This window comes from Pseudomonas paraeruginosa PA7 (genome assembly GCF_000017205.1).
Classification (GTDB): Bacteria; Pseudomonadota; Gammaproteobacteria; order Pseudomonadales; family Pseudomonadaceae; genus Pseudomonas; species Pseudomonas paraeruginosa.
In genome coordinates this window covers 2,974,388-2,991,558 of the sequence record NC_009656.1, presented here as the reverse complement: position 1 = coordinate 2,991,558, position 17,171 = coordinate 2,974,388, and the positions used below count along the sequence as shown (strand labels likewise).

At 68.8% G+C, this 17,171-nt stretch carries 15 protein-coding genes; 6 read left to right on the top strand and 9 right to left on the bottom strand.

The window, feature by feature from the left end:
• Positions 1–19 precede the first annotated feature (19 nt).
• From ssuD to PSPA7_RS13790, 9 genes are all read right to left on the bottom strand, one after another.
• Entirely contained in the window at positions 20–1,165 is a 1,146-nt protein-coding gene (gene ssuD, locus PSPA7_RS13830) for an FMNH2-dependent alkanesulfonate monooxygenase (RefSeq protein WP_012075696.1), read from the bottom strand.
• A gap of 9 nt (positions 1,166–1,174) precedes the next feature.
• Positions 1,175–1,735, bottom strand: a complete 561-nt coding sequence (gene msuE / locus PSPA7_RS13825; RefSeq protein ID WP_012075695.1) for an FMN reductase — start codon at positions 1,733–1,735, stop codon at positions 1,175–1,177.
• A 159-nt stretch (positions 1,736–1,894) separates the two neighbouring features.
• Positions 1,895–2,161 carry a hypothetical protein gene (locus tag PSPA7_RS13820; protein WP_012075694.1) on the bottom strand — a complete coding sequence of 89 codons (267 nt, stop codon included), beginning with the start codon at positions 2,159–2,161 and terminating at the stop codon, positions 1,895–1,897.
• Between the two features lie 235 nt (positions 2,162–2,396).
• The gene (locus PSPA7_RS13815) at positions 2,397–3,482 is read right to left on the bottom strand and encodes a sigma-54 interaction domain-containing protein (protein WP_003157599.1); all 1,086 of its coding nucleotides are present in this window, start codon (positions 3,480–3,482) and stop codon (positions 2,397–2,399) included.
• 108 nt (positions 3,483–3,590) lie between these two features.
• Positions 3,591–4,691, bottom strand: a complete 1,101-nt coding sequence (tssA, locus tag PSPA7_RS13810) for a type VI secretion system protein TssA (protein WP_012075693.1) — start codon at positions 4,689–4,691, stop codon at positions 3,591–3,593.
• On the bottom strand, positions 4,688–8,503 hold the full coding sequence (locus PSPA7_RS13805) for a type VI secretion system protein (protein WP_012075692.1): 3,816 nt from the start codon (positions 8,501–8,503) through the stop codon (positions 4,688–4,690). The genes tssA and PSPA7_RS13805 overlap by 4 nt, the downstream gene beginning before the upstream one ends.
• Entirely contained in the window at positions 8,500–9,258 is a 759-nt protein-coding gene (locus PSPA7_RS13800) for a DotU family type IV/VI secretion system protein (RefSeq protein ID WP_012075691.1), read from the bottom strand. The genes PSPA7_RS13805 and PSPA7_RS13800 overlap by 4 nt, the downstream gene beginning before the upstream one ends.
• Positions 9,259–9,275: 17 nt before the next feature.
• Entirely contained in the window at positions 9,276–10,607 is a 1,332-nt protein-coding gene (tssK, locus tag PSPA7_RS13795) for a type VI secretion system baseplate subunit TssK (RefSeq protein ID WP_041025349.1), read from the bottom strand.
• A 59-nt stretch (positions 10,608–10,666) separates the two neighbouring features.
• Complete coding sequence (locus PSPA7_RS13790; protein WP_012075689.1) at positions 10,667–11,143, bottom strand: hypothetical protein; 477 nt, start codon at positions 11,141–11,143, stop codon at positions 10,667–10,669.
• 208 nt (positions 11,144–11,351) lie between these two features.
• Between PSPA7_RS13790 and tssB the strand changes: the two genes are divergently transcribed.
• The 6 genes from tssB to tssG all read left to right on the top strand — a co-directional run bounded on the left by tssB (position 11,352) and on the right by tssG (position 17,170).
• Positions 11,352–11,897 (top strand): type VI secretion system contractile sheath small subunit, encoded by a 546-nt coding sequence (tssB, locus tag PSPA7_RS13785; RefSeq protein ID WP_003089493.1) that lies wholly within the window; start codon positions 11,352–11,354, stop codon positions 11,895–11,897.
• 22 nt (positions 11,898–11,919) lie between these two features.
• A complete protein-coding gene (tssC, locus tag PSPA7_RS13780) occupies positions 11,920–13,404 on the top strand; it encodes a type VI secretion system contractile sheath large subunit (protein WP_003089494.1) in 1,485 nt (494 codons plus the stop codon).
• 73 nt (positions 13,405–13,477) lie between these two features.
• Entirely contained in the window at positions 13,478–13,975 is a 498-nt protein-coding gene (locus PSPA7_RS13775) for an Hcp family type VI secretion system effector (RefSeq protein WP_003089495.1), read from the top strand.
• A 12-nt stretch (positions 13,976–13,987) separates the two neighbouring features.
• On the top strand, positions 13,988–14,413 hold the full coding sequence (gene tssE / locus PSPA7_RS13770) for a type VI secretion system baseplate subunit TssE (protein ID WP_012075688.1): 426 nt from the start codon (positions 13,988–13,990) through the stop codon (positions 14,411–14,413).
• Entirely contained in the window at positions 14,397–16,190 is a 1,794-nt protein-coding gene (gene tssF / locus PSPA7_RS13765; RefSeq protein ID WP_012075687.1) for a type VI secretion system baseplate subunit TssF, read from the top strand. The genes tssE and tssF overlap by 17 nt, the downstream gene beginning before the upstream one ends.
• Entirely contained in the window at positions 16,154–17,170 is a 1,017-nt protein-coding gene (gene tssG, locus PSPA7_RS13760) for a type VI secretion system baseplate subunit TssG (protein WP_012075686.1), read from the top strand. The genes tssF and tssG overlap by 37 nt, the downstream gene beginning before the upstream one ends.
• Position 17,171 lies beyond the last annotated feature (1 nt).

The window sequence follows — 17,171 nt, the reverse complement described above, 5'->3', positions numbered from 1 at the left end:
CTCCTCGTGGCTCGGCCGCTCAAGCGCCGGCGCGAGCCGGCAGCACGTCGTTGGCGATCATCTCGCCGAACGGCCCGGTCAGGTTGGTCAGCCCACGGCCGGCCAGGCTCGCGTAGGGTTCGGGCAGCAGCGGGAAGACCAGTTCGGCGAAGCGGTAAGCCTCTTCCAGGTGCGGATAGCCGGAGAAGATGAAGCTGTCGATGCCGAGCTCGGCGTATTCCCCGATCCGCTCCGCCACCTGCCGCGGATCGCCGACCAGCGCGGTGCCGGCGCCGCCGCGCACCAGGCCGACCCCGGCCCAGAGGTTCGGCTGGATCTCCAGGCGATCGCGGCGGCCGCCGTGCAGCGCGGCCATGCGTCGCTGGCCTTCGGAGTCGAAACGGGCGAAGGACTGCTGCGCGGCGGCGATGGTCTCGTCGGAGATGTGTTCGATCAGCCTGTCCGCGGCGCGCCAGGCTGCTTCGGCGGTTTCGCGGACGATCACATGCAGGCGGATGCCGAACTTCACCGTACGCCCATGGCGAGCCGCTCGCTGGCGCACGTCGGCGATCTTCGCCGCCACCGCCGGCAACGGCTCGCCCCAGGTCAGGTAGACGTCCACCTGTTCGCCGGCCAATTCATGGGCGGCCTCCGAGGAGCCGCCGAAGTACAGCGGCGGATACGGCCGCTGCAGCGGCGGATAGAGCGCCTTGGCGTTCTCCACGTGGATGTGCTTGCCGTGGAAGTCCACCGCCTCGCCCTGCAGGACGCGCCGCCAGACCCGAAGGAACTCGTCGGTGACCTCGTAGCGCTCGGCGTGGCCGAGATGGATGCCGTCGCCGCGGTTCTCGTCGGGATCGCCGCCGGTGACCACATTGATCAGCAGGCGCCCGGCGGACAGGCGGTCGAGGGTCGCCGCCATCCGCGCCGAGACGGTCGGCGAAACGATTCCCGGACGGATCGCCACCAGGAAGCGCAGGCGCTCGGTCAGCGGCGCCAGCGCCGAGGCCACCACCCAGGAGTCCTCGCAGGAGCGTCCGGTGGGGATCAGCACGCCGTGATAGCCGAGGCTGTCGGCCGCCTGTGCCACCTGCTTCAGGTAAGGCAGCGAGACCGGCCGCGCGCCCTGGCTGGTGCCGAGGAAGTGGCCATCGCCGTGGGTCGGGAGGAACCAGAACACGTTCATCGGCGCACCTCAGGCGATCTTCAACAGTTCGGAGCGTCCGCCGAACAGCGGCGCGGCGCGCTCGGCGGCGAGGCGGATGCGCGCCTTCAGCGGTTCGCTGACGATCCGGTAGTTGTCGAAGTCGGCCTCGCTGGCGTAGACCCCGATGGGCAGGGTGATCGCCTGGAAGAAGCTGAACAGCGGGCGCAACTGGTGGTCGAGGACCAGCGCGTGGCGCTCGGTGCCGCCAGTGGCGGCGAGCAGCACCGGGGTGTCGATCAAGGCGTTGAGGTCGATCAGGTCGAACAGGTGCTTGAGCAGGCCCGGATAGGAGCCACGGTAGACCGGCGAGGCGACCAGCAGCAGGTCGGCGCCTTCGATCTCGTCGAGCACCGCCTGCAGTTCCGCCGGCGCCTGGTTGCGCGCCAGGGTAGCGCCCAGCGGCGCGGCGATGTCGGTCAGCTCGATGACCCGGCTGTCGATCGGCAGCGACTGGCCAAGCTCGGCGATCAGGGCCTGGGTGAGTACCAGGGTGCGGGACGGGCGATAGGTGCCGCCGGAGACGGCGACGACTTTGAAGGGGCTGGTCATGGGATTTCCCTGTGGACTGTTGCGCTAGGTGCAGTGCCTTGGAGCAAGGGCCGTACCAACGGGGAAATGTGCGTTTTCCGGGCAGTTGCGGCGGGTTTCCGGCCTCGGCCTGTCAGCCACGCAACAGCGCTGCTGTCCGACTGTTGCCCGGGCAACAGTTCAGTTCAGCTTGTAGGCCTGGAGCAGGAATATCTGGAATGCCCGCGCCGAATGCTGGTCGCCCGGCGGCAGGACGAACGGCGGCAGGCGCCCCTTGCGGCGCTTGACGTCGGCCCAGCGCTGGCCATTGCGCGAATGGAACTGGCAGAACGGCTGGTCGCCCAGGTAGAACACCCCCAGCCGCGGCTCGCGGATGCGCGGCCAGCGGCGCAGGCAATCCAGCAGCGGGCCGAGGTCGGCGAGTTGTTCCGGCGAACAGTACGGCATGCAGCGATCCTCTTCGCCGGGTAGGGAAACCAAGGTTGCTGTGACTGGAGGACCGGGCGGACTCGGCGCGGCCGGGAAAGCGGCTACCGGGAGCGAGCGACACAGGCGAGCGGAGCGAAGCATGGCGACGTCCCTGGTCCGGCCAACGAGATTCACCGCTCCGTTGTAGAACAACCGCCGTCCGGGTTCTTGCCGGTTTTGTGGGGGAATTGTGAAAGACTGTAAAGCGCCACGCTCACTTGCCCAGCAGCGAGACCACGTTGTGCCGTGGCGAAGTTTCCAGCTCGCCGATCTTCTCCAGGCGGGCGCGCACGATGTTGCGGCTGATCCCCAGCAGGCGTCCGGTCTGCAACTGGTTGCCGTGGCAGAAGCGATAGGCGGCACGGAACACGGTTTCCTCGATGTGCTCGTAGAGATCCTCGCGGTTTTCCTCGAACAGCGCCTGCAGCGCCGCCTCCAACGCCGAGCCGGCGGCGCTTTCGGGAGCGCGGCGCAAGCCGTTCGGCTCCTGGCGCGCACGCATGTCGATGAGGTGCAGGTCGGCCGGCTGGATCAGGCGGTTGCGGCAGACCAGCAGCGCGTGGTGGATGGCGTTCTCCAACTCGCGGATATTGCCCGCCCAGGAATGCCCGAGCAGCTTGCGCTCGGCTTCCGGGCTCAGGCTCGCGCTGGTGTAGCCGAGGCGCCGGCAGTGCTCGACGATGAAGTACTCGGCCAGCGGCAGGATATCGCCACGGCGCTCGCGCAACGGCGGCAGTTGGATGGTCGCCACGTGCAGGCGGTAGAACAGGTCCTCGCGGAAGTGTCCGGCGACCACCGCGTCGGCCAGGTCGACGTTGGTCGCCGCCACCAGCCGCACGTCGATGGGGATCGGCCGGCGCGAACCGAGCCGCACCACCTCGCGTTCCTGCAGCACGCGCAGCAGCTTGACCTGGATGCTCGGCGGCAGGTCGCCGATCTCGTCGAGGAACAAGGTGCCGCCGTTGGCCGCCTCGAACCAGCCGGCCTTGCTCTGCAACGCGCCGGTGAAGGCGCCCTTCTCGTGGCCGAACAGCTCGCTCTCCACCAGGCTCTCGGCGAAGGCACCGCAGTTGACCGCGACGAACGGGCCGCCGTTGCGTCCGCTGAGGGCGTGGATATGGCGCGCCACCAGCTCCTTGCCGGTGCCGGTCTCGCCGATGACCAGCGCGTTGGCCTCGCTGGGTGCCAGGCGCTCGATGCGCTCCAGCAGCTCGCGGGATCGGGGATCGTTGAACACCAGCACGGTGGCGCGCACCGATTTGGTCAGCTCGCGGGCGTGGGGATGGGTGATGACGGACATGCTGGGTTCCGAGCCGGGGAATGTGCGCCCATCTTGCCCCAGGAACTCATAGATTAAAAAATTCTGAATTCGTATTTATATATTCGAATAAAAAATATAGCTCCGCTCCTAGGGCAGCACGCCAAGCAGCGACCAGACCCGGCGCGCCTCCGAGTCCGCATTGATCAGCTCCGCCAGCAGCTCGCTCAGCGGCTTGTTGCCCCACTCCACCGCGCGCTTGATCAGGTAGGGAACCGGGCTGTGCGGCTCGGTGCGCGCCAGGTAGTCGGCGATCAGCAGCAGTTGCCGGTAGGCGTCCTCGCGACTGGTCGGCGCGCCGGCCGGCCCGCTCGGCGCGCTCGCCGGGAGGCTTTCCTCGCCGTCCGCGTCGCCTTCGGTGGCATCCGCCTCCGCGACCGGGGGCTGTTCTTCGGACAGCGGAGCTTGCGGGTGCATGGCGATGAACTCCTTGAGCAAGGCCAGCCATTGCGCGATGACCTCGCGCAATGGCTGGCAACTGGGGGCGAGTTCGCCCAGGCAGCGGTCGCACCACTGTTCCAGGCGCTGTAGTTGCTGCTGGCAGGCGAGCAGGCTGGCCTGCTTGCGCTGCCATTGCACCAGGGGCTCCGCGCGCAACGCTTCGTCGAGCTTCTTCTGCTGAAGTTGCGCCGCTTCCAGCGCCGCCTTGGCGCTCTTGCTGTCGCCGCTGGCGACCTGCTGGCGCTGCAGCCTCTGCCAGGCATAGAGGGTGATCTCGGCGAACGCGCCCTGCCCCATCAGCGGCAGGCGCGTGTGCAGCAACTCGGCATAGCGGCGCAACAGCCAGTCGATGGGCGGCACCCGCCACGACTGGTCGCCGTCCTGGGCTTGCGGATGCACCTCCTCGGGGTAGCGCTCGCAGAGTTCCGCCAGCAGCACCAGCGCGCGCTGCAATCCGCCCAGCCCGCCGCGTTGCAGCCAGGCCTCGCCGAGCCAGGCGGCGAGCATCAGGTCCTTGCTGCGCCGCTGCAACAGTTCGCTGGCCAACCGCTCCACCGCGGCCCAGTCGGCGCGCTTGGCCTCCGCCTGCCAGACGCCGGTCGGCAGGCTGCTGTCGTCCTCCCGGCGCAACTCGCGCAGGCGGTCGTAGTCCGGGTCGTAGCGCAGGCTGGGGCCGCACGGCTGTCCGGGGTCGATCGGTTCGAGCAGCACTTCCAGGGACAGGGCGTTGCCGGAAAGAGGCAGGGTCATGGGGTACCTCCGGTGCTGGCGACGGTGGCCGGCAACAGCGTCGCGAACGGCGATTGCGGCGCGCGCACCGGCAGCGGCTGGATGGACAGCGGGGTCTTGCCACCCAGGCTCATCAACGACAGGCGGAGGAACATCCGCGCCTCGTTTTCCGGGCTGTAGGGCGCATACACCGGCAGTTGCAGGACCAGCGGAAACTCCGTGTAGTCGACGTTCGGCGGGCGCTGCCGGGAGAAGTGCGCGCGCATCATGCGCAGCAGCGCCCAGGAGCCCTGGTAGCTCCAGCCGGCCTCGAGGTCGGCCACCGCCAGGCTGGCCTGGCGCGGGTCGTCTGCCGGACGCTGCGAGCCGTTCTTCGCCCAGCGCAGCATGATTTTCAGCGGATCGCCGACATTCCAGGTCAGGCCCTTGTCCTGCGCGCCGGGGAAACGGCTTTCCTGGTCGCCCGAGTACAGGCTCCAGGCGATCACCTGGTCGGCGCCGCGTTCCAGGCTGCGGTCGCTGCGCCAGTCGATGTCCAGGGCGACGCCGAGCAGGCCCGACTTGTCGCGCTCGAACAGCGGGCCGAGCCAGTGCTGCGCCTGTTCCAGGCGGCGGACGAAGTCCTCGGCGGCCGGCAGGTCCGGCGAGCGAACCTGGGCCAACCCTTCGCGCACCTGCGGCAAGCGCGTCTCCATCAGTTTCAGCAGATGCCGCACCCGCCCCGGCTCGGCATCGGCCGCTTCCAGGCTGTAGGCGAACGGGAAGCGTCCGGCGAGGTACTGGTTGAAGTAGTCGGCGAGGTCCTTCCAGGCCTGCGCCGCCTGCTGCTGTTGCAACGACTGGCAGCGCCCGAGCGCGCCCTGGCGCAGGTCCACCAGGCGCGTCGCCAGGTCGCTGCGGCTGGTCGGCAGGAGCACGCCGTTGAGAATGTCGGCGCAACTGCCGATGTCCATCTGGTTGAAATCGTTACCCACCAGCTTCGCCAACTGCGCCGCGGTGCTCGCCGGGTTGTCGGCCTTGAATTTCTGCAGTTCGGCGTTGAGCGTGCTGAAGCGCACGAACGCGTTGTAGTCGGCGGTGGCCAGGCTGGATTGCTGCGCCTGCAACCACTCCAGCGCCGGGGCGTGGCGTTCGGCGACCGCCGCCATGGCATTGAACTGGCTGTTCAGGCTTTGCTTCAGCTCGGCACTGTCCTGGGCGCGGAACATCTGCAGGCCGAAATTCGGCGCGCCCGACCAGCGGCTGAAATCGACCGGCTCGCGCAGCACCGCCTGCTCGTCGATGTCGCGCAGGGCCTGGCCGATATCGGCCACGGCCAGCGCGTTGAGGCTGAGCAGCAGGCGCGCGCCGGCCTGCAGGTCCTGCAACTCCAGCAGCGCCGCCTGCAACACCTGGACCTGCTTGACCTGCACGTCGAAACGCGAGGCATTGCGACTGGCCAGGCTGCGACTGCGCGGCCCGAGGCTTTGCCACATGGCCTCGGTCGCCGCGCTGGCGGCGGCGTGCAGGACCGAATAGCGATAGCGCGGGTTGAGCGACGGCAGGGTGCTCTCGTAGTAGCCGCTGAAGTCGTTGAAGAAGCTCAACGCCTGAGTCACGCCGATATCGTCGATGCTCAGCAAGGAGTGGTCCGCCAGTGTCTTGTCCGCCAGGGCCACGGAGACGAAGTCCTTGGTCTTCAGGTCATCGATGGCGCGTTTCAGACCGAGCAGGTCATCGGCCAGCTTGAGGGTCGCCCCCTGTTTCACCAGCAGGCCGTCGCCGGCAGCCTCCGGAGGCGCGATCCATTCGCTGCGAAACTGCTGCTGCAACTGCACGGTGAGGTTCTGCAGTTCCTCCACGCGGTCTCCCAGCAGGCTGCTTTGCTGGGCGCTCTTGAGCAGGTTCTGGTAGCCAGGGACGAGATCCTGGCCGACGCCATTGCCCCAGATCAGGTTGATGCGGTTGACCTGTTGCTGCAGGTGGTTGATCAATTCGCCGATCCCCAGCAACTGGGCCGCCGTGGCGTCTCGTTCCTGGCCGAGCTGCGCGAGTTCCTGGGTCAGGGCATTGCCGGTGCGTTCCAGGCTGTCGGTGAGGAAGTAGGCGTTCAGCCAGCGTGCCATCAGATCATGGAAGTTATCCGCCGCCGTGGCGGCGACCCGGCCCAGGTCGAGGGCGGCGAGATCGGCCGGACGCTCGGCGAACAGCGTGCGGTTGTAATAGGCCAGGCGCGCCAGGCTGCCGGCGTTGTAGCTGCTGCCCAGGGCATCGTTACTCAGTTGCAGAAGGTCGTCGAGCGGCGTCCTGCGGTTGTCGATGGCCTGGGCGAACAAGCGATTGTGGCGCTCCAGCGTAGTGGCGCGGGCGACAAGGTCCTTCGCCGCCAGGTAGTCCTTCCACTGGCTGGGGTCGTCGCCCTCCTTCAGGCCGGGTTGGCCATCGCTGCGGATCGCCCGCAGGTCGCTCGCCTCGCCTTCCAGCAGGCTGCGCAGCGGTCGCACCAGCAGGCGCTCGGAAACGCGGCGATACGCGTTGTCGATACGTGCATCCAGGGAGGAAAACCAGGAACTGGGAAACGCCAGCGAAGCGAAGCGCCAGCGCGGCGCCTGTGACACCAGTTGCCACCAGGCCTGGATGTTCTGCCGGACCTGGGCGGCGCGCCGAGTGTCGTCGTCGAGCGGCTGGTAGCGCTCGCTGGCGCCATGCAGCAATTGCGACAGTTCGCCGGCGTCGCGCAGCGCGTCGCGCCAGACCCACGTCATCAGGCCGCCCCAGAGCAGACACAGGCACAGCGCGGCGAGGCCGATCCCACGCTGCCAGCGCTGGCGCAGCTGGAGGATGCGCGGCACCGCCTGGGCCAGGCCCTCCTCGGCAAGGATCCGCCGTGCCCACAGTTGGCTGGCGAAGCTGCTGCGCCGACGCGGCGCGTCGTCCGCCGGCAGGACTTCGTCGGCTGCCGCTCCCGCCGCCTCGCTGCCGCTCAGGTAGAGACCGCGAAAGCGCGGCGCCTCGCCCCTGGCGTTGCCCTGGAAGACCGGTTCGAGCAGCGCCTGCAACGAACCGCGGAGGCTTTCCAGGCGTGGCGGCAGGCAATACAGCTCATTGACCACCTGGCCGCGCAAGGTACCGAGTTCGACGATCGACTCGGTCAGGGTGGCGGTGATTTCCTCCAGCGCCTGCTCGCACCAGCGCGACTGCCAGGCCGCTTCGGCGGCGAACGGCGAGGACCAGCCGAGGGCGCGCTCGCGCGCCTCCTCGGGCAGCGCCGCGAGAAGTTCCTGGAAGCCAGGTAGGTCTTCCATGCCAGTGATCACCACGTAAACCGGCAGGCTCAGGCCAAGGCGCTGGGTCAGTTCCACGTAGCGACGGCGCGCGGCGAGGCCGAGGCTGGCCGCCTGCTCGCCATCCTGCAGCCGCGCCAGCGGAATGTTCCAGACCACGCCGTCCAGCGCGCGCCTGCCACGCAGGCGCAGGAACAGACGCAACAGGCGCAGCCAGGCGCCGCTTTGCCGGCGCAGGCCCTCGTCGGGCAGGAACACCGACTCGGGCACCAGCAGGATCGCCCCCTCGCCGTCCGACCACCAGCGGCCGAACCAGGCCGGGCGCGCCACCGGCAGCAGGCGCCAGGTGGAGCACAACTGCTCGCCCTCGGTCTCGTTGCCGAGCATCAGCAGCCACGGCGCTTCGTAGCGGCCCTGCCAGCCCTGCTCGCGCTCCATCTGCCGGACCGCCGCGTAGAAGCTGCGGATCTCCGTACCACCGCGGGTTCGCCACCACCAGCCCAGCGTCCCCAGCAGCAGCGCCAGCAGCACCAGGAGGAGAACCAGCATGAACAGCGTCGCGCCGCTCATGGCGCCTGCTCCGGATCGGCCAGGTGAGTCACCGCCGCCATTTCGTGCTGGATGTCGCGCCAGAACAGGTGTCCGATACCGCTCATCAGCAGCACCAGCCCGAGCACCGCCAGGCCCAGGCGGAAGCCGTCCGGCAGCGCCGCGCGCACCGGCAGGCGTCGTGGCGGCGCAGCGGCAGGCTGCTCGAGGCGACGGCCGAGGTCGGCGGCGTCCGCCTCGCGCTGCCAGGCGAAGGCGAACAGCGCCTGCCGCCACTTCTCGTGCAGCGCCTCGCCGCGCGGCCCGCGCAGGCGACCGCGGAAGCCGAGGATCAGGCATTGCAGGTAGACGTTGGCCAGGTCGCGACTGGCCGGGGCGCGTTCGTCGAGCAGGCGCTTGATCGCCAGCGGCAGGTATTCGCCCGCCTGACGACTGCCGTAGAGATGCGACTCCAGCGGTTTGTCCTGCCAGGCGCCCTGCCCCGGCCAGGCGCTGAAGACCAGGGTCTCGTCGACCAGGGCGACGAAGGCATAGACCATCGCCTTGACCTGCACGCCCGCCGCGTCGCCGACGCTGGCGAAGGCGCTGCGCCACAGACGCCGGGTGATGCGGGTGGACAGTTCGAGGGCGCGTTCGACCATCCGTGGCACATCCTGGGCGTCGCGGTCGAGGGCGCCCCAGGCCTCCAGCCATTCCTGCCAGGCCTGGCGGAATGCCGTGCTGAGCGGCTGCTCCAGGTACGCCTGGGAAAAAGGCCCTGCACTCCCTTCGGGCATTGGCGGCTCCTTCCTGTCTAGGTGTTGTCGCTGCCGTCGGCGACGAACAGCACGATCTGCCAGGGACTGCTGGCAACCCCGCTGACCGGCGCGACGATGCGCAGCGGCTGGCCGGCATCGAACCAGTCGCCGGCGCCCTGCACGACGAACAAACGGGTGTCGTCGCCGACGCTGTAGGCCACCTGTTCCTGGCGATTCATCGGCTGCCGCGCCAGCCCGCTCATGCGTTGCCGGGCGAGCAACGGCAGGTGCGGGTCGGAGGCGACGATGGCGCGCTCCAGCCAGTCAGCCGCCGCCTGTTCGCCGGCGCCGGCGGGCATCCGCAGGCCGACCACCAGGCGCTGGCGCGGCGCCGGATCGGGCAGGCGCACGGAAAATACCTGTTCCTCCTGCTCGAACGGCAGGCAGCGGTAGCCCGCGCGGATCGACTCGATGGCCCGCTCCAGCCAGTCCAGCAGCGGCTCGTAGCCACGCCGCAGGTCGAGGAAGTCGAGCGCTTCGAAGACCGGCACGCCGGCCAGCGGATCGAGCGCCGCCCAGGCGCCGGCCAGGCCCAGCAGGCTGCCGTGCAGGGCCAGCGGCGAGGCCGCGCGGCTTGCCAGCAGGCCTTCGACCTCCGGCAGGCGGGTCCAGAGCGCGGCAAGCTGGCGACGGATTTCCACCGCGTCGTCCTGGTTGCCCGCCTGCTGCGCCAGGCGCAGGCGCCCGCCGAGGAACAGCGCCTTCTCCCGGGCCCGTGCGCAGAGCGACTGCACGCGTCTGCCCAGGGGCGACTCCGGCAGGATCAGTGGCGTCGGCGGGACATAGGGCAGGCTGACGTAGGCGCCGCCCTCCTTCGCCACGCGCAGCAACGGCAGGCACACGGAGTCGGCCTTGCCGTCGTCGCCGACCAGCCGCAGCGACGCTCGCCAGACGGTGATCGGCTCGGGGTGCTCACCGCTGGCCAGGTCCGGCAGCGGCGCGCCGACCCGCGATTGCAGACGGCCCTTCAGCGGCAGCAACTGACCCGCCCGCCACAGCGGACTGACCGCCAGGTGGACGTTCAGCAGCGGCCCTTCGGCGGCCGCCAGCGCTGTCTCCAGATCGAACTCCAGCGGCGCGTCGACACCAGCCTGCACGCTCACCGGCAGGCCGTCGGGCAGGATCGCTTCGAGGTGCAGGACCCGCACTTGGCCGGCGCACAACGCCGAGGGGTCCAGTTCCAGGGCGGTCACTCCCCAGAACCAAGGGTTGCAGGCCTGTCCGATGCGCGCCGCCAGCGCCTCGGCACGCAATCCCTGCAACTGGAAATGCTGGGGAAGCAGTTGCATCCCTTCGTGCCAGCACACCGCGTCAGGCAGAACACTCATACGACTCCCCTTCGACGTCCTACGTTGTCGTGCACGACGGTCGCTCGCCTGCCCCTTCGCTAGCGCGTGGCTGGATCGTTGACCAGTCGCATTTCCCGGGTATCCAGACGCAGCCAGACGCGTTGCTGCTGGTCGAGGCGCAAGCGGTGCGCGCCGGGTGTGTTATAGCCGGCGAAGACCAAAAGTCCAGTTGCGCGGTCGCCGCGCAAGGGGAAGGACTCCGACTCGATGAACTGCCCCGGGACCAGCTCCAGGCTCCACACCGCGAACTGCTGCCGGTAGTCGCGGCGGTACTGCTCGCGATTGGCGAACCACTGGCTGGCCGGCAGTCCGGCCAGTTCCTTGAACAGTTCCGCATCCTTCACCGCGACGAAATCCACGGCGATCGGCGAGTCGTCGTTGGCGCGCGCGGCGACATCCAGGGTCAGCCGCTGCAACTCGACTCGCGGCGCGAAGAAATACGAGCAGCCGGCCAGCGCCAGGATCGCCAGCGCCAGGAAGAATTTCCGACATATGGTGAAACATCCGTGCTTCATGGGAGTCCAAAGAAAATTTTATTTTGCAAATCCATAGACCTGTTCTAGCGTCTTTTGTAGTTCGTCGCCAGTGACGGACCAGAGGGATCGCCAAGGACAGGTTCTGCGCCGTTTTCCCTGTCATGCCTGTGATCCAGCAAGGGACTGCGATGATCAGGGCATCCCCCCGATGCATTGCTCCCCCACCATTGCATCGGAGTCAGCCGCCATGGCCGAGAGTACGCAGCACAAGCTGGACCGGGTGCGCCCGCCGCGCGTGCAGATCACCTACGACGTCGAGATCGGCAACGCCATCGAGAAGAAGGAGCTGCCCCTGGTGGTCGGCATCCTCGCCGACCTCTCCGGCAAGCCGGATACCCCGCCGGCGAAGCTGGTCGAACGGCGTTTCGTCGACATCGACCGCGACAACTTCAACGAGATCCTCTCCTCCATCTCTCCCCGCGCCACCCTGCAGGTCGACAACACCATCAGCGGCGACGACAGCAAGCTGAACGTCGAGCTGCGCTTCAACCACATCGAGGACTTCGACCCGGTCAACCTGGTGAAGCAGGTGGTCCCGTTGCGTCGCCTGTTCGAAGCGCGCCAGCGCCTGCGCGACCTGCTGACCAAGCTCGACGGCAACGACGACCTCGACCAGTTGCTGCAGGACGTGGTGGCCAACACCGAAGGCCTGCAGGAAATCAAAGCGGCCCGCCCGGAAGCCGAAGCGGCCCCGGCCGGCGACAGCGAACCCCCGGCCGACCAGCCGGCCTGACCCTCTTCCCGGAGAAGCCGCCATGCCCAAGTCATCCGCCGCCGAACAATCCGGCGAGAGTTCGACCCAGACCCTGTCCCTGCTCGACGAGATCATCGCCAAGGGCCGCATGGCCCACGACGACAGCCAGCAGGACTATGCCCGCGACATGCTCGCGGAATTCGCCACCCAGGTCCTCGACGAGGGCATGGCCGTCGACAAGGACACCGTGGCGATGATCAACGACCGCATCAGCCAGATCGATGCGCTGATCAGCGACCAGCTCAACCAGATCATCCACCACCCCGAGTTGCAGAAGCTGGAAGCCTCCTGGCGCGGCCTGCACCAACTGGTGAGCAACACCGAGACCAGCGCGCGGCTCAAGCTGCGCCTGCTGAACGTCGGCAAGAACGAACTGCAGAACGACCTGGAGAAGGCGGTCGAGTTCGACCAGAGCGCACTGTTCAAGAAGATCTACGAAGAGGAATACGGCACCTTCGGCGGACACCCCTTCAGCCTGCTGATCGGCGACTTCACCTTCGGTCGCCATCCGCAGGACATCGGCCTGCTGGAGAAGCTGTCGAACGTCGCCGCGGCTGCCCACGCGCCGTTCATCGCCGCCGCCAGCCCACGCCTGTTCGACATGAACAGCTTCACCGAACTGGCCGTGCCGCGCGACCTGACCAAGATCTTCGAGAGCCTGGAGCTGATCAAGTGGCGCGCCTTCCGCGAGAGCGAGGATTCGCGCTACGTGTCCCTGGTGCTGCCGAACTTCCTCCTGCGCCTGCCCTACGGCCCGGAGACGCGCCCGGTGGAAGGCATGAACTATGTCGAGGACGTCAACGGCACCGACCACTCCAAGTACCTCTGGGGCAACGCCGCCTGGGTCCTGGCGCAGCGCATCACCGAGGCCTTCGCCAAGTACGGCTGGTGCGCGGCGATCCGCGGCGCGGAAGGCGGCGGCGCGGTCGAGGGCCTGCCGGCGCACACGTTCCGCACCAGCTCCGGCGACCTGTCGCTGAAATGTCCGACCGAAGTGGCGATCACCGACCGCCGCGAGAAGGAACTCAACGATCTCGGCTTCATTTCCCTGTGCCACAAGAAGAACAGCGACGTGGCGGTGTTCTTCGGCGGCCAGACCACCAACAAGGCCAGGCTCTACAACACCAACGAGGCCAACGCCAACGCGCGCCTGTCGGCGATGCTGCCGTACGTGCTGGCGGCATCGCGTTTCGCCCACTACCTGAAGGTGATCATGCGCGACAAGGTCGGCAGCTTCATGACCCGCGACAACGTGCAGACCTACCTGAACAACTGGATCGCCGACTACGTGCTGATCAACGACAACGCACCGCAGGAAATCAAGGCGCAATACCCGCTGCGCGAGGCGCGGGTGGATGTCAGCGAGGTGGCCGGCAAACCGGGGGCCTACCGCGCCACGGTGTTCCTGCGGCCGCACTTCCAGCTCGAAGAACTCAGCGCGTCGATCCGCCTGGTCGCCAACCTGCCGCCGCCGGTAGCGGCGTGAGTCGGCCCCCGCCGGCAGCGCCGGCGGGGCGCCCTTCCCGTTCCAGACAGCCCCTCTCCAGGAGTCAGATGCGATGGATGCGATCATTCTCGATTTCGGCAGCGACATCAAAGGCGACAGCCTGCTCGTCGGCTACGAAAACAAGATCGAAATCATGTCCTACAGCCACAACGTGGCGATGCAGGTCACCAACGACGTCAGTAACTCGGAGCGCACCTCCGGCAAACCCCACGTCGGCGAATTCACCCTCACCAAGTTCATCGACACCTCGACCCCGACCCTCAACGAGTATTGCTGCGCCGGCAAGCCGATCGCCGAGGCGACCATCACCATCGGCCGCAACGCCGCCGAGGGCAACGGGCAGATCATGCCCTTCATCGTCTACACCCTGAACAACGTGGTGCTCTCCAACGTCAGCGTCAGCGGCGGCGCCGGCGGCAAGCCGGTGGAAACCCTGTCGCTGAACTTCACCAAGATCAAGTGGGAGCTGACCGCGCAGAAGGACGACGGCACCAAGGAAGGCACGGCCGCCTCGACCTGGGACCTGGCCGCCAACCAGCTGGTCAAGTGACCGGGCGCCGACATGTCCGGAGCCCTGCCGCCGCTGTTCGAGCGCCTCAGCGCCGAGGCCGACGAACGTCCCGCGTTCGACGACCGGGCGCTGGCCGAGTCGGTCCGCGGCGAGCTGCTGCGCCTGCTCAATACACGGCGTCCGGCGAATGCGCGCAGCGGCATCCTCGCCTATGGGCTCGCCGACTGGACCGCCGTGCAACGCCTGCGCGCCGAGGACCGGCGCCAGCTGGCGCGCGAGGTGCGGGTGGCGGTCGAGCATTTCGAGCCGCGCCTGCAACTGGCCGAGGTCGAGGTCGAACCTGACCCGGGCAATCCGCAGCGCCTGCGTATCCAGCTCGGCGGCAGCCTGCGCAGCGGGTCGCGCCTGACGCCTGCGCTATTCGTCATCGAACAGGGCAGCGATGGCCTCGAGGTGCGCCATGAGCGATTCGATTGATGCCGACCTGCTCGACTACTACCAGCGCGAGCTGACCTGGCTACGGCACGCCGGCGGCGCCTTCGCCGAGCGCTATCCGAAGGTCGCCCGGCGCCTGCAACTGGCCCCCGGCGAATGCCCCGACCCGCACGTCGAGCGTCTGCTGGAAGGCTTCTCGCTGCTCACCGCGCGCCTGCAACGGCGCCTCGACGACGACTACGCGGAGTTCAGCGACGCCCTCCTCGAACAGCTCTACCCCCTGGCGCTGCGCCCGCTGCCGTCCTGCGCGATCGTCCAGTTCGAACCGGACCCGACCCAGGGCAACCTCGCCGAGGGCTACCGGCTGCCGCGCGACACCGCGCTGTTCGTCACCACCCGCGGCGGCGACAGCGTGCATTTCCGCAGCAGCGCCGAGGCGACCCTGTGGCCGCTGGCGATCGACGAAGCGACCCTGCTCGGCGGCGAGGAGGCGCAAGCCCTGACCGGAGTCGCCGCCGCCCGCTCGGCGTTGCGCCTGAGCCTGCGCTGCATGGGCGAGTACCGCTGGGACGAACTGTCGATCGAGCGCCTGCGCATCCACCTGGCGGCTTCGCCGATGGGCTGCGCGATCCTCTACGACCTGCTCGCCGCGCATACCGTGCAGGTCATGGCGGGGGCGCCCGGCACGCCGCCGGCGGCGCTCCGCGGACTGCCGGAGATCGTCGGCTTCGCCGCCGACGAGGCGCTGCTGCCGGAGGAAGACGGCGGACATCCGGGCCTGCGCCTGCTCGCCGAGTACTTCGCCTTCCCCGACAAGTTCCACTTCTTCGACCTGCCACTGTCCGGCGCGCTCGCCGACAGACAGACGCTCTACCTGTACCTGGTCTTCGATCGCGCACCGACGGCACGCCTGCATTTGCAGGCGGAAGACTTCCAGCTCGGCTGCGCGCCGGCGATCAACCTCTTTCCACGGACCTCGGAGCCGCTGCGCCCGGACGGCACCCGAAGCGAGTACCGCCTGGTCGCCGACAGTCACCGCGAGAACAGCGTCGAAATCCATAGCATCCGCGCCGTGCGCTCGGTTGCCGGGAGCACCGTGCAGCCAGTCCCGGCCTACTATGGCTGCCGCCACGACAGCCACCTCGGCACGCTCTACTGGCACGCCCGGCGCATCGCCGGGCTGACCCCGAACCGGCTGGGCAGCGACCTGCTGCTGAGCCTGGTGGATACCGGCTTCGACCCGTTGCGCGAGGCCCCGGCCTTCAGCCTGACCGCCGAGCTGCTATGCACCAATCGCTATCTGGCCGAGCGCCTGGGTGCCGGCACCGCGCTGGGCTTCGAACGGCCCGGGCCGGTCGCCGCCGCACGCCTGCGCAACGCGCCCAGCGCGCAGAGCCAGCCGCGCCTGGACGGCCAGTCGCGCTGGAGACTGGTCTCGCAGCTGACCCTCAACCACCTCTCGCTGGTGGAAGGCCCGCGCGCCCTCGAAGCCCTGCGGGAAATCCTCGCCCTGCACAACCTGCGCGACGACGCCAGCGCCCGCCGGCAGATAGAAGGCCTGCGGCAACTCGACTGCCAGCGGGTGGTGGCGCACGTCGGCGAGGATGCCTGGCGCGGCTGGCGCAATGGCCTGGAAATCCGCCTGCGACTCGATCCGCAGCACTTCGTCGGCGCCAGCGGCGTGCTGTTCTCCGCCGTGCTGGCGCAGTTCTTCTCGCTGTATGCCACCGCCAACCGCTTCGTGCGCACGGTCCTGGTGGAAGCCGACAAGGAGGTGAAGACATGGCAACCCCAGGCCGGCTCGCCGCTCTCCCTCTGAGTCAGCGGCTGCGCCGCACGCCGCAGCGCTTCGAACTGTTGCAGGCGCTGCTGCTGCTCGAACGCGAGCGTCCCCAGGCGTTGCCGCTGGGCACCGGCAACGCGCCGCGGGCGGAGGCCCTGCGCCTGCGCGGGCCGCTGCTGCCGCTGTTCGCCTCGAGCGAGGTGGAAAGCCTGCTCGACGACCCGCAGCAACCGGTGCTGTCCACCCCGGTGTTCGGCCTCGGCGGACCCGACGGCCCGTTGCCCTATGCCTACCAGGAATGGCTGCAACAACGCGCCCGGCAGAAGGACCATGCCCCCGCCGAGTTCCTCGACCTGTTCCAGCACCGCCTGCTCAGCCTGCTCTACCGGGTGCTGCGCAAGCATCGCGTGGCGCTCGGTTTCGCGGTGCCGGCGGCGACCCCGGTGCAGGCGCAGCTACGCGCCCTCAGCGGCCTGTTGCCGAAAGCCCTGCAAGAGCGCCTGGCGCTGCCGGACAGCGCGGTGCTGGCACGCACCGCGCTGTTCGCCGGCGGGCGTCGCTCCCTGGCCGGCTTCGCCGGCCTGGTGCGCCAGCACTTCGGCGTGGAGGCACGGCTGGACGCCTACCAGGGCGCCTGGAAGGAAATCCCCGCGGCCAGCCGCAGCCGGCTGCAACGCGGCGGGCGCAACCTGCGCCTGGGCCGCGACGCCATAGCCGGCACGCGCACCTGGGACGAGCACGCCGGCATCGCCCTCAGCCTCGGTCCGCTGGATGCCCGCGAGGCCGCCCGCTTCTTCCCCGACGGCGACGCCCATGGCCAGTTGGCCAGCCTCGCCGCGCTGTACTTCGGCCCCGACCTGGATTGTCGCCTGAGCCTGCTGGTGAGCGGCGGCGCGCCGCTGCGCCTGGAGCGCGGTGCGCCGCCCAGGCTGAGCTGGAACACCGGCCTGCGGCGCGTCGCAGACGGCCAGCGGCAGCGCATCGATCTCGACCTGCGGCAGCCGGAGGTAGCCTGAA